10 protein-coding genes are annotated in these 12,323 nt (G+C 70.8%); 5 read left to right on the top strand and 5 right to left on the bottom strand.

Annotated features, from left to right (window positions below):
• Positions 1–14 precede the first annotated feature (14 nt).
• From OWM54_RS01750 to OWM54_RS01740, 3 genes are all read right to left on the bottom strand, one after another.
• Positions 15–251: a hypothetical protein gene (locus OWM54_RS01750; protein ID WP_267696451.1), complete on the bottom strand. Its 237-nt coding sequence runs from the start codon at positions 249–251 to the stop codon at positions 15–17.
• Positions 252–392: 141 nt separating this feature from the next.
• Entirely contained in the window at positions 393–1,181 is a 789-nt protein-coding gene (locus OWM54_RS01745) for a DUF4336 domain-containing protein (RefSeq protein WP_267696450.1), read from the bottom strand.
• Between the two features lie 43 nt (positions 1,182–1,224).
• Complete coding sequence (locus OWM54_RS01740) at positions 1,225–1,599, bottom strand: hypothetical protein (RefSeq protein WP_267696449.1); 375 nt, start codon at positions 1,597–1,599, stop codon at positions 1,225–1,227.
• Positions 1,600–1,734: 135 nt separating this feature from the next.
• Here OWM54_RS01740 and OWM54_RS01735 point away from each other — a divergent pair, with 135 nt between their 5' ends.
• On the top strand, positions 1,735–2,553 hold the full coding sequence (locus OWM54_RS01735) for a hypothetical protein (protein ID WP_223751078.1): 819 nt from the start codon (positions 1,735–1,737) through the stop codon (positions 2,551–2,553).
• 2 nt (positions 2,554–2,555) lie between these two features.
• Here OWM54_RS01735 and OWM54_RS01730 read toward each other — a convergent pair whose 3' ends face one another.
• Positions 2,556–3,356 carry a hypothetical protein gene (locus OWM54_RS01730; protein ID WP_267696448.1) on the bottom strand — a complete coding sequence of 267 codons (801 nt, stop codon included), beginning with the start codon at positions 3,354–3,356 and terminating at the stop codon, positions 2,556–2,558.
• 118 nt (positions 3,357–3,474) lie between these two features.
• Between OWM54_RS01730 and OWM54_RS01725 the strand changes: the two genes are divergently transcribed.
• The 4 genes from OWM54_RS01725 to OWM54_RS01710 all read left to right on the top strand — a co-directional run bounded on the left by OWM54_RS01725 (position 3,475) and on the right by OWM54_RS01710 (position 8,447).
• The gene (locus tag OWM54_RS01725; protein WP_223751080.1) at positions 3,475–4,491 is read left to right on the top strand and encodes an AraC family transcriptional regulator; all 1,017 of its coding nucleotides are present in this window, start codon (positions 3,475–3,477) and stop codon (positions 4,489–4,491) included.
• Positions 4,492–4,645: 154 nt separating this feature from the next.
• Entirely contained in the window at positions 4,646–5,467 is an 822-nt protein-coding gene (locus OWM54_RS01720) for a serine aminopeptidase domain-containing protein (protein ID WP_267696447.1), read from the top strand.
• Positions 5,464–6,435, top strand: coding sequence for a hypothetical protein (locus OWM54_RS01715; RefSeq protein ID WP_223751081.1), 972 nt, complete (start codon positions 5,464–5,466; stop codon positions 6,433–6,435). The genes OWM54_RS01720 and OWM54_RS01715 overlap by 4 nt, the downstream gene beginning before the upstream one ends.
• A gap of 347 nt (positions 6,436–6,782) precedes the next feature.
• Entirely contained in the window at positions 6,783–8,447 is a 1,665-nt protein-coding gene (locus OWM54_RS01710; RefSeq protein ID WP_267696446.1) for a hypothetical protein, read from the top strand.
• A gap of 63 nt (positions 8,448–8,510) precedes the next feature.
• Here OWM54_RS01710 and xdhB read toward each other — a convergent pair whose 3' ends face one another.
• Positions 8,511–12,323, bottom strand: a complete 3,813-nt coding sequence (xdhB, locus tag OWM54_RS01705; RefSeq protein ID WP_267696445.1) for a xanthine dehydrogenase molybdopterin binding subunit — start codon at positions 12,321–12,323, stop codon at positions 8,511–8,513.

Here is a 12,323-nt window from a genome sequence, read left to right as displayed (position 1 = left end):
CCGGGGACAGGTCCTCAGCAGCAGGTGCGGCGACACGAGCGCAGGCGCGACGTGCACACCGCCTGGCAATCGGCCTCGCCCTCGCAGGCGTCCCAGCAGGTGCCGAAGGTCCCGTCGCAGTCATCGCAGCACGCGGCCGCGAGCCGCTCCATCTGCTCGACCTCGACCCGTGGAGGCGCGTCCTCGGCCGCCATGGCGGCTCCGGCCCCACAGCAGACTCCGACGAACAGCGCCACGAGCATCGTTCTCATGTGTCCCCCCACGGCCTGGGCTCGATCCGGACCGTCGTTGTCCCACGGCGACGGCGGGTCGACCCCTGAGGAGACGGCGCTTGTCCGATATCTTCGGTCGCCTCGTACCGCGGGGCAGGTGTGCGGCGTCCGGGCGACGGCTCAACGCACCCAGGCGAAGGCGCGCTCCAACCGGGGCAGGGCATCGTCGAGGTAGCTGCGCCCATGGCCCACGACGACGCGCTGGGGCCTCCACGCGAGCATCCGCTGGTAGCAGGCGCGCGCGGCGGCCTTGCGTCCCCAGGCCGTGAGCCGGACCTCCCTGGGCGTCTGTCCCGGCCACATCGCCCCGCCGAGCGTGAGCATCCAGCGGAAGCGCGGCTGGACGCGCTCGTGCTCCAGCGCGATGACCATGTCCGCGACCAGCAATGTCGACGAGTCCCGATGGAAGAACACGACCTCTTCGATGAAGCGGCTGCCTCGGAAGATGAGCTGGTCCAGGTCCCCCGCCCAGACCCCCGGCGCGCCGTCGGCGAGGTCCGCGTCGAACGGCGCCTCGAGCTTCTGCGAGCGCGCGCGCTCACGCACTCCCGGAGACGCCCAGGCCGTCGCGGCGGGGTAGCGCGCCTTCCACGCGGCGATGGAGACGTAGTGCAGCCGGTTGGGTGAGACCAGGTGCTCGACGGGGCCGAGCGCGTCGACCTCCGCGAACAGCTCGGGCGTGGGCGCGATGGGGGACCACAGCCACAGTCCCCCCGAGCGCAGGCGGATGATGACCATGCGCGTGGGGAAGGGCAGGGTGATGGGCCCCACCTTCATCTCGATGACGGGCCCGTCCACGCACCAGAGCCCCTCCGCCACCGGCTTGAGCGTGCACAGCGGCACATAGGGCCGGAGGCCGTGGGACCACTCATCCTGTTCGTCGGCGTGCTCGCGGCTCCCAGCGCTCATGGCCGCGAAGCCTACCGTCCGGGGCCAGGGCCGTCGAAGGTGCTCAGCGCGAGCGCACCGTGCACGAGGTCTTGATGAAGTCCACGTCGTCGTAATACGCGCAGGTGAAGTACACGTTGACGTCGGGCCTGTCGGCGCAGTCCCGGCGCCCCGTCTGCGAGATGAGGTCCGCGTCCAGGTTCACGCACTCGCAGCTGTGGCAGCTTGCCTCCTTCTTCAGACACACGTGGCTCGTCGTCGCTGTGACGATGGTGCCGCAGTACTCCGTGGCGCGCTTGCAGCGCGTGTCCCCACACTCGACGGTCTCCGGGAAGGACGTGTTGCCGCCGTCCTCCTTCCCATCGTCCCCCTTCGAGTCACTCCCACAACCCACCACCAGCATGGAGAGAAGCACCAGGTACTTCGCCGTCGCCTTCATGTCGTCCTCCCGAGGAGTCACGGGGGCGGCAGCGCCCCCTCTTGTCGAGAGGAGACAGGCCGCGAGACACCGTTGCAGGAAATCGACAGCCCCCCACGCGCTCGGAGGCCATACCGCGCCATCGGAATATTCGTTATGTTCCAGACAATGACGCGGTGGCGACTGCTGGTGATGTGTCTCTTCGGGGCGACGGCGTGCGCGACGACACCGACGACCCCTGCGGCGCCTCCCTCGTGCGAGCCGGGGGCGTTGCTGCCCTGCGCGGAGTGGGGGCGGAAGCTCCTGCGCGAGGGCGACCGCTATCGCGCCACCGAGGCCTTCGCCAAGGCGTGTGAGGAAGGCGACCTGTCCGCATGCATGACGGAGGGCGAGCTGCGCAAGGAGGCCGGTGACTACAACGGCGCCGAGCGCCCCCTGCGCAAGGTCTACGACACGGGCCAGGAGTCCGCCGCCATCGCGCTGGCGGAGGTGCACGAGGCCCGTGGCGGCCCCAGGGACCTCCAGCTCGCGTCGGACTTCCGACACGAGGCCCTCGCGCTGAACAAGCCGGCCACGGAGGTGGTCTTCGCCCTGCGCGTGACGACCGAGGCGGGCGCCGCGACGGAGCTGTCCTTCAACCTGCAGCCCATGGCCTTCCACCACCGGCGCCTGGGCTTCGGGTTCAACACCGTGCTGGGCCCTCCCGACCTGTTCGAGCTCAACGGCTTCGGTGGTTACCAGCACTACGTGTCGCCCTGGCTCATCCCCTACGCGCGGTTGATGATGGGGGCCCGCTCGGTGGCCGGGGGCAGCGCACTGAACGTCGGCGGCGAGGCCGGGGCCAAGGTCGCCTGGGAGGACATCGGCCACATCAACATGGCCGCGGGCGTCTCCATGGCCAGCGGTGGCTACTTCTCCGTGGGCCTGGGCCTCAATGGCATCATCGTCCTGGCGATCCTGCTGCAGATCCGCTGAACTCACTTCGTGGGCATCCCCAGCACGTAGGAGATGGCCGCCTTGCCCGGCGCCTTCACCTCGCCGACCTCCCAGGTGTAGCCCTCCTTCGCGAGGGACTCGGTCATCGCGGCGAGCTCACGTGGATGGTGCACCCGCAGCGCGGACACCAGCCCGTCCCAGAAGATGAGCAGCGGCGCCACCGGCACCCCGTACGTGAGCAGCAGGCGCAGCGGCGTCATGGGCCGCACCAGCGGGGTGAAGAGCAGCACCAGCACCGGCACCAGCAGCATGGACAGCACCCCGACCGGCGTGCGGCGCACCGTCTCGAACGCCGCGATGGGGACACCTCGTGCCTGTGCATCCGCCAGCACCTGCCGGGCTTCTTCGGGACGGAAGTGGTGGAGCGCGTTGAACAGCGTCCGCATGCCGCGCAGGTCCGAGGGCACCTGGAGCGCGTCCACCGAGCGCTCCAGGTAGGTGACGCCCTCGCCGCGCGCCCGCTCGGCGGCCTCCGCGTTGGGATACTTGTCCGACAGGAGCACGCGCGCTTCCACGCCGTGCTTCTCCGCCAGCAGGCGCTTGAGCCGGGGCAGCGGTCCGCGTCCCCCCGAGCCCAGATCCAAGAGCGCGTCGCTCCCAGAGGCCTTCAAGCCTCGCGCGAGCACCTCCGTGGCGCCGTCGAAGAGGCCCAGGCGCGAGCTGACGGTGTGCAGGTAGTCGGTCGCCAGGTCCCTCAGGGCGTGGGGGAACCAGTCCTGGTCGATGAACTCGAAGAGGTGCAGCCGGGGCACGCATGCGCGAGCGGTGACGGTGTCGTTCATGCGCCAAGGGTGCCGTCCCGAGCGCCCGGCCGCAGTGACAGCCCGCGCCAGAACGGCTTGCCGCGCGCGCCAGCCGGCGACTACCGTCCGCCGTGTGCCGAAGCCGTCCTCCAGTGGCGTGCCGTCACTCTCCGCCCGACTGGCGCGCCAGGCCCTGCGCATCGCGAGTCGGATGGGGCTGCCCGTGGAGACGCTGCTGCGGCGCGCGGTGGGCCTGAGCCTGGAGGACCTGGACGACCCGGAGCTGCGCGTCCCCTACGCGGTCCTCGACGACCTGTTGGAAGAGATGGAGTCCCTGTCCGGCGACGCCAACCTGGGGCTGCACCTCGCCCGCGTGGACATGGTGGACCTGGACGACCCGGCCACCTTCGTGGTGCTCACCAGCGCCACGCTGCGCGACTCGATGGAGCGCGGCGTCCGCTACCAGCGCGTGTGGGGCGACGGCGAGCGCTTCCGGATGGAGGACACCGCGCGCGGCGTGCGCATGCGCTTCACGCCCGTGGGCGCGTGGCGGCCCGCGCACCGGCACCTGGTGGAGGCCGCGCTGAGCCAGTTCGTCACCGGCGTGCGCGCCTTCACCGGCGAGGACGTGCACCCGCTGCGCGTGCGCTTCGCCCACCCGGCGCCCCAGGACGTGTCCGAGCACCAGGCCCTGTTCCAGGCGCCGCTGGAGTTCGACGCGCCCTTCAGCGACATCGAGTTCTCCCACGAGGACGCCAGCCGCCCCTTCGTCCACGCGGACACGCTGCTGCACGCCATGTTCGAGCGGCTGGCCCAGCGCGCCCTGGAGAAGCTCCCGGCGCTGAGCACCACGGCGGATCGCGTGCGCGAGCAGGTGCGGCAGGCCCTCTCGGGTGGGGACGCGTCCTTCCAGGCCGTGGCCCGGGCGCTGCGCGTGCCTCCCCGCACCCTCCAGCGTCGTCTGGCCGAGGAGGGCCACTCGTACGCGGGCATCGTCGACACCCTGCGACGTGAGCTGTCCGGCATCTACCTGCGACGTCGCATGTCCATCGCGGAGGTCTCCTTCCTGCTGGGCTACGCCGAGCCCGCCGCCTTCCACCGCGCCTTCAAGCGCTGGTGGGGCCAGAGCCCCGAGCGCTTCCGCCGCGAGCAACAGGACTCCTCTTCTTCCTGATTTGCACGTGTTACGGCGTGTCAACGGGTCCGCCGGGACTGCGCGCGACATGTCTGGGAATGCTGGAGCGGGCGGGCGGACAAGGACCGTTTGACTCGCTTGGCGGCGCGTTCCTAGCATCCGGGGATATCGCAGCGGGGGACTCTCCACTCACATGCCGGCTTTGACTGAGTCACCTGGGTTCCTGACCCAGGGGGAGGACTCGCTCTATTACGTCCACCATCGGGCCCGGGCGGAGCGTCGCGCGGCGGTGTTGCTCGCGGGGCCGTTGGGATTGGAGCGCGCGCATGGCTACGTGGTGTGGGTGAGGTGGGCCCGCTACCTGGCGGAGCGGGGCGTGGAGGTGCTGCGATTGGACTACCGGGGCTCGGGGGAGAGCACGGGCCGCTTCGATGAGATGACCTTCCCGCGCTGGGAGGAGGACGTGCGCACGGGCCTGGAGCACCTGCGCGCGGCGAGCCCCGGGGTGCCGGTGTTCGTGCATGGCTTGCGGCTGGGGGCGCTGCTTGCGGCGCGGGTGTTCCGGACGGACGCGGTGAATGGGTTGTTGATGTGGGAGCCGCCGGAGTCGGGGCGGGCGCACCTGATGGAGGTGCTGCGGCGCAAGGTGGCGGCGGACAACCTGGAGGGGACGGGGGGACAGGCGCGCTCGCGTGAGGACTACGTGGCGCGGATGGAGGCGGGGCAGGTGGTGGAGGTGGAGGGCTTGCCCTGGTCGCGGGCGCTGTGGCGCAGCGCGGAGGGGTATGAGCTGGCATTGCCGGAGGCGCACGAGGCGCGGCCCTGGCGGGTGGTGCACCTGGATGGCAGGCCGGCGGAGCGGTTCCTCGCGCCGGGGCGGAGCGGCTCGGTGCGTGCGCCGCGGCCGTTCTTCTGGACCACCAGCAACCGGCTGCTGCCGGAGCTGGCGGAGCTGTACGCGGATGGCATGGGCTTCATCGCGGGCGGCGGGGCGCGCGCGGAGGTGCGGTCATGAGGGAGCTGGTGCAGTTGGACGTGAAGGGGCATCGGCTCTGGGGGACGTACCATCCGCCCGCTCCGGGGACTCGGCGCTCGGTGGGGGTGCTGTTCCTGAATCCGGGGCATGTGCCGCGCTCGGGGCATGGCGGGCTGTCGGTGCTCGCGGCGGACCGGCTCGCGTCGAAGGGCTTCGCGTGCTTCCGCGTCGACCTGCCGGGGTTGGGGGACTCGGCGGGGGAGCTGCCGGAGACGACGGCGGAGCTGTACCAGCACGTGTGTCAGGGCGGCTTCGTGGAGGTGGCGAGCGCGGTGCGAGAGGAATTGCAGCGTCGGTTCGGCTTGCGCGGCCTGTTGATGGGGGGGCTGTGTGGGGCGGCGACGACGGCGCTCTACCTGGCGGACCAGGAGCCCGAGGGCGTGCCGGGGCTGTTCATGTTCGAGCCGGAGTTCTACCTGTCCGAACAGGAGGCGAGCGCGGTGGGGGAGGGGGACGTGACGGAGGCGGCTCCGGGGCGGCTCAAGCGGGTGACGTCGAAGCTGTTCTCGTACTGGGGATGGATGCGGATGCTCACGCGCGAGAACGAGTACGCGCGGCTGTTCAAGTACGTGCCGTTCCCGCGTCAGAAGTTGTTGGACCTGTTGATGGACTGGGATTCGTTGCCGGCGGTGGCGAACGTGCCGTTGGTGCGAGCGTGGCAGCGCGTGGTGCGGCGCGGGCAGCCGGTGTTGGTGATGACGGCGGAGGGCAAGCTGCGCGACGTGTTCTTCGACCGCATCCACCGCTCGGCGCTGGCGGACCTGCCGCATCCGAACCTGTCGCGCGTCCGACTGCGGGGCACCAATCACATCTTCACGACGGGGGGCGCCATCGAGGCGTGCGTGGCGGAGCTGGCCCGATGGGCGAGCGCGAGCTTTCCCGAGTCCGCCGCGGTGCCCGAGGGTGTTGACGCCGCGCGTCCGGGGCTGGAGCGGGTGGCTGGCTGAGATTGTCAGGCCATTTCCTGACGTCGGACAGGTGACCCGCGGATGAGTGGTCCGTGACCCTCGCGCGGTGGTTCTTTCACTGTGCAAGGAGTGGAAGGCGAGAGGTCTCCTATTACTTCAAGGTGATGGACGCCGCTGACGAGTGGTCCTTCGAGACCTATTGTCGGTACACCAACAGCCGGTGGCTCTGCCTCGCGTAGTCTGCTCCGCGTCTGGCTGGAGGTGGACGCTTCTGTCCGCCTCGGCGACGCCGAGAGGGACGTCGATTTGAGCGAGGGGTGGCCCCTGCGCCATGCTCTGGCTTCGCCCTGGCGGGATGCGCCGCCAGGGTGAACGGGGGACATGCAATGAAAGACAACGAGCTGCTCGAGGCGCGCGCGGAGCCGACGTCCCCTCCTGCTCCGGGAGGGCTGCGCGGCTGGTGGTCGCGGTGGCGCGCGGAGCGACGTGCGCCGAAGCGCGCCGCCCCGAAGAAGCCTGGGGTGGTCCGTCGCGGCTGGACGCAGCACGTGGCGGGTGTCGTGGACGTGGCGCTGGTCGTCCTCGCGCTCGCCATCGTCGCCGTGGCGGGCCAGCACGCCGCGGCCACGGCTCCGGACGTCCCGGGTGGGTGGCGGCTGCCGGTGTTCCTCATCCTGTTGCCGTTCGGTTTGACCTATACGTCGTTGCTCTCGGCGCGCTCGCGGCTGACGCGGACCCGGTTCGAATTGGCGCATCCTCCTGGCAACTACAGTCCGACGGACCAGCGCATCCTCTTGAGCGTCCAGAAGTCGTGGAGCTACGAGCGGCTGCTCTTCCGGGCCGCGCTGGGCAAGGTGGGACTCCACGCTCAAATCTATGGGCTGGTCACCACGCTGACGCTGGGGCTCACCTACCTCATCTGTTTCCCGCTCCCGAAGCCGACAGCGGATGGGTACACGATGGTGCCGCTGGTGGCCGTGGCCGCCGCGTCCGCCGCGACGGTGTCGTTCGCCATCCACTTCGGGCGCATCGTCGTGCGGCTGGCGAGCCAGGACTTCAACGCGCGGATGTACTCGTGGGCGACCCGCTCCATGCTGCTCTCGCTGTGCGCGACGGTGGTGGCGGCCATGTTCCTGACGCCCAAGGCGGGCTCCGAGGCGCCGCTGGTGCAGTGGTTCGACCGGGCGGTGCTCTTGGGAGCCACGGTGGCGGCGCTCGGGGACCAGGTGCTCGAGTTCGTCGTGGCCAAGGCCGCATCGCTGTTCGGCATCGCGGTGCGAAACCCCGCAGGCGTGGCGGACCTGGAGGAGATCGCCGGGCTCACCCGGGACGACGTGGCCCGGCTCGCGGAGGAGGGCATCGAGTCGACGCATGGCCTGGCCTATGTGCCCACGGCGCGGCTGTTCTTCTCGACCAATCACAGCCTCCAGCGACTGGTGGACTGGCAGGACCAGGCGCTGCTGCTCCAGTGGGTGGGCAGCGCGCGAGCGAAGTCACTCGCGGACCGGCTGCTGGTGCGCGGGGCCATCGACCTGTGGGGCACGGTGGTGGCCCTGGACGCGGCCCCGGATGACGCACGTCGTGCCGCCCTGGCGCAGGCGCTGGGGATGGACGAGTCGCAGGTGTCGTCCATCGTGAAGCTGGTCGAGCACGACCAGGTGGTGCGGCGGCTCCACGCACACTACGTGTCCACCGCGTGGGTGAACCCGGGGACGGAGCCCGTGCCGGTGCTGAACGTGTCGCTGATGAACGGCGTGGGGCCCGAGGACCTGGAGCGCATCGTCGCGAACGCGCTGGTGCAGCGGCCAGGGCTCAACGAGGCGGACGAGGCCCGGGTGCGCGCCGTCGTCGAGCAGGCACTCCAGTCCGCCGCGGACAGCCGTCCAGGGCTCTTCGCTCGGCCGGAGTTCGGGCAGGTGATGACGGAGTGTCTGAAGGATGCGCTCGCGCAGCAGCCGCCCTCGGCGCCGGTGGACCTGGAGGCGCTCGCGCGGGTCATTCAGGAGTCGGTGCGCACGGCTCCGGCGGACGTGCCGCCGACCCGGAGCTGAGCCCTCGTTCGCTCGACGCTCTGCTGTGGCCGCTCCAGGTTGGACATTGTCTTCAGCTGCCCATCATGCGGCGGCGCGTCCGTCCTCCGCCTTGCCTCGAGACAGTCGTTTCTGGATGGCCAGGAACAGGGCCTCGTGCGTCGCGGGGGCGGCGAGCTCCACGTCTCCCCCTGGCTGCCCGAACGCGCCCACGGCGTCGCGCAGCGCCTCGCGCACCGACAGCGCGAGCATCAGCGGCGGCTCGCCCACGGCCTTGCTGCCGTGGATGGTGTTGTGCTGCGTCGCCCGCTCCAACAGCTTCACCCGGAAGTCCACGGGCGCGTCGCTGAACGCCGGCACCGGGTACGTGCTGGCCGAGTGCGTGAGCAGCCGGCCCTTCGCGTCCCACCGCAGGTCCTCGCCCGTGAGCCACCCCAGGCCCTGCACGAAGCCGCCCTCAATCTGTCCCCGGTCCACGCCCGGGTTGAGCGAGTCGCCCACGTCCTCCAGCACGTCCACCCGGAGCACGCGCTTCATGCCCGTGAGGCCGTCCACCTCCACCTCCGTCACCGCCGCGCCATACGCGAAGTAGAGGAACGGCTTCCCCTTGCCCTTCGCCTTGTCGTAGCCGATGCCCGGCGTCCGGTAGTACCCCGTCACCGACAGGCCCACGCGCGCCAGATACGCCGCGTCCACCACGGCCGCGAACGCCGCCGACACCTCGGGCGCGCCCTTCACGCCCACGCGGCCGCCCTCGAACACCAGCGACTCCGGCGCCACCCCGCGCCCGTGCTTCTCCGACAGGAGCTTCGCCGCCACCGGCGCCAGCCGCTCGCGGAGGCTCACGCACGCCTCGCGCACCGCCGCGCCGTTCAAGTCCGAGCCGCTCGACGCCGCCGTCGCGGACGTGTTGGGCACCTTGTCCGTCACCGTCTTCGCCAGTCGGATGGCGTCCGCGGGCAGGCCCAGCTCACGCATGGCCACGCCCTGAATCTTCGTGTGCAGGCCCTGGCCCATCTCCGTGCCGCCGTGCGACACCATCACCGAGCCATCCCGGTACACGTGCACCAGCGCGCCCGCTTGATTCAGGAACGTCGCGGTGAACGAGATGCCGAACTTCATCGGCGTCATCGCGAGCCCCCGCTTGATGCTCGGTGAGCTGGCGTTGAACGCGTCCACCTCCGCGCGCCGACGCGACAGCTCCGAGGACTCCTTCAGCTCACGCCACAGCCCCGGCAGCCGCTCGTCCTCCAGCTCCTGTCCGTAGTGCGTGGTGTTCGTCTCACCCGTGCCCCGGTAGAAGTTGCGCTCGCGCACGTCCTCCGCGGACAGACCCACCGCGCGCGCCACCCTCGCGAGGACCTCCTCGCCCACCAGCATGCCCTGCGGACCGCCGAAGCCCCGGAACGCCGTGTTGGAGACCAGGTGTGTCTTCGCCACCCGCCCCGTGTAGCTCGTGGCCGGGATGTAATAGGCGTTGTCCAGGTGGAAGAGGGCGCGGTCCGTAATCGACTCGGACAGGTCCAGCGACCAGCCGCCGTTCGATACCAGCACGGCCTTCAGCGCCAGCAGCTTGCCCTGCTCGTCGAAGCCCACCTCGTACGTGGCATGGAACGGGTGCCGCTTGCCCGTCACCACCATGTCCACGTCCCGGTCCAACATCCATCGCACCGGTCGGCCCGTGTGCCACGACGCCAGCGCCACCAGCGCCGCGGGCGCGTTGCCTTGCGTCTCCTTGCCACCGAAGCCGCCGCCCATGCGCGGCGACTGCACCACCACGCGGCTGCGCGGCAGGTGCAGCACGTGCGAAATCACCGCCTGCACCTCGGACGGGTGCTGCGTGGAGGACACCACCGTGATGTCCCCATCGTCGCCCTTCTCGGCGTAGGCCGCGTGCGTCTCCAGGTAGAAGTGCTCCTGGCCGCCAATCGACACGGTGCCGGACAGCCTGCGAGGGCTCGCCGCGAGCGCCGCGTCCACGTCACCCCGGCGGATGATGTGCGGCTCCGTGTGGTAGCTGCCCTGGGCGATGGCGTCCTCCACCGTGAGGACCGCGGGCAGGGGCTCGTACTCGACCACCACCTGACGCGCGGCCTCGCGGCATGCGTCCACCGACTCGCCCACCACGAGCGCGACAATCTGCCCGTGGAACAGCACCTCGTCCCTGGCGAGCAACGGCTCGTCGTGGCGGATGGGCCCGGTGTCGTTCATCCCCGGGATGTCCTCGGCGAGCAGCACCGTCACCACGCCGGGCAGGGCCCGTGCGGCCGTCGCGTCCCGGCGCAGGATTCGCGCGTGCGCATGCGGCGAGCACACCGGCCACACCTCCAGCATCGGCCTCGACTGCGCCACGTCGTCCACGTACTTCGCCGCGCCCGTGACATGGCCCAGCGCGCTCTCGTGGCGCAGGACGCGCGTGGCGTCCGTGGGCACCTCGCCGTCACCCCCGACAAAGCCCGGCGCCGCGTCCAGCGAGGGACTGCGCTCACCCGTGAAGAACTTCTCGAACAGGCTCACGATGAGCCCGCGTCGGTACTCCGCGCTCCCGCGCAAGTCGCTGATGGGGGACAGCTCCGCGCCGAGCACCGGCAGCACCTGGTCCACGGTCTCCCGCGTCCACGGCTTGCCGACCAGCAGCTCCTCGGTGCGACGCGCGCGAATCGGAGTCGCCGCGACGCCGCCGTAGCCCAGCCGCGCCGACCGCACCACGCCGCCCGAGTCCACGTCCACGCAGAAGCCCGACGCGACGATGCTGATGTCCAGCTCGCGCCGCTTGGACACCTTGAAGGAATCCGAACGCCGCGTCAGCCCGCTGTCCGCCGAAGGGCCGTGGGGGATGACGATGGCGCGCACCACCTCGTCCGCCTGGAGCGCCGTCTTGCGGTACGCGAGGAAGAACTCCGACAGCGCCACCGTCCGCTTGCCGCGCACCGACGCCAGCACCAGCCGCGCATCCAGCGCGAGCAGCACGGGCGCCAGGTCGCCGATGGGCGACGCCGTCACCAGATTCCCGGAGAGCGTGGCCCGCTGGCGGATCTGCCGCGACGCGAAGACGTTGAGCATCTTCGTCACCTCGGGCAGCGCCGTGCCGAGCGCGTCCTCCAGGTCGACGAGCGTCGCCGCTCCGCCCACGTGCCATCCATCCGCTTCCTGACGGACGTCGCGCAGCCCCTCCACCGCCTCGGTGGAGATGAGGAAGGGGTAGCGCTTGGACTTCTTGGTGATGTCCACGCCCAGCTCGGTGGCGCCCGCGACGAGCATCGCCTCCGGGTGCGCGGCCTTCAGCGCGAGCAGCTCCTCCCACGAGGTGGGCCGCAGGAACTTCTGTCCCTTCGCCTCGTAGCTCACGGACGACAGGGCCGCCGCGGGACCGCCGAGCGGCGTGCCGGGAATCGCGGTCAACCCCACCGCGGCGTCGCGCGCGGCGAGCGCCTCCATCATCGCGTCGCGGATGGGGCGGTAACCGGTACAGCGGCAGATGTTCCCACACAGCTGGTCCGCCACCGCCACCGGGCTACAGACGGCCGGACGCGAGTACGCCTCCGCCATCGACACGACGAAGCCCGGCGTGCAGAAGCCACATTGCGAGCCGTAGTGCTTCACCATGGCCTGCTGCACGGGGTGGGGCTTCTCCCTCGAGCCCACGCCCTCCACCGTGACGATTTCACGGCCGGCCACCATGGGGACCAGGGTGATGCAGGCGTTGAACGCGCGCAGGTTGCGGTGGCCCTGCGCGTCGCGGTCCACCATGGCCACCGTGCACGCACCGCAGTCACCCTCGGCGCAGCCCTGCTTCGTCCCCGTGGCGCCCCGGGCGCGCAGGAAGTCGAGCAGCGTGGTGTTGGGGGACACGTCGTCGACGCGGACGACGCTCCCGTTGAGCCGGAACTCGAACAT

This window comes from Myxococcus sp. MISCRS1, from assembly GCF_026626605.1.
Taxonomy (GTDB): Bacteria; Myxococcota; Myxococcia; order Myxococcales; family Myxococcaceae; genus Myxococcus; species Myxococcus fulvus.
Note: the sequence above shows the minus strand (reverse complement) of the source record. Positions and strands in the feature narration are given on the sequence as shown.

Bases quoted from the DNA above. Each gene is read 5' to 3' on its own strand.
- OWM54_RS01750 (WP_267696451.1), bottom strand. From the start codon at position 251: ATGAGAACGATGCTCGTGGCGCTGTTCGTCGGAGTCTGCTGTGGGGCC.
- OWM54_RS01745 (WP_267696450.1), bottom strand. From the start codon at position 1,181: ATGAGCGCTGGGAGCCGCGAGCACGCCGACGAACAGGATGAGTGGTCC.
- OWM54_RS01740 (WP_267696449.1), bottom strand. From the start codon at position 1,599: ATGAAGGCGACGGCGAAGTACCTGGTGCTTCTCTCCATGCTGGTGGTG.
- OWM54_RS01735 (WP_223751078.1), top strand. From the start codon at position 1,735: ATGTTCCAGACAATGACGCGGTGGCGACTGCTGGTGATGTGTCTCTTC.
- OWM54_RS01730 (WP_267696448.1), bottom strand. From the start codon at position 3,356: ATGAACGACACCGTCACCGCTCGCGCATGCGTGCCCCGGCTGCACCTC.
- OWM54_RS01720 (WP_267696447.1), top strand. From the start codon at position 4,646: ATGCCGGCTTTGACTGAGTCACCTGGGTTCCTGACCCAGGGGGAGGAC.
- OWM54_RS01715 (WP_223751081.1), top strand. From the start codon at position 5,464: ATGAGGGAGCTGGTGCAGTTGGACGTGAAGGGGCATCGGCTCTGGGGG.
- OWM54_RS01710 (WP_267696446.1), top strand. From the start codon at position 6,783: ATGAAAGACAACGAGCTGCTCGAGGCGCGCGCGGAGCCGACGTCCCCT.
- xdhB (WP_267696445.1), bottom strand. From the start codon at position 12,323: ATGTTCGAGTTCCGGCTCAACGGGAGCGTCGTCCGCGTCGACGACGTG.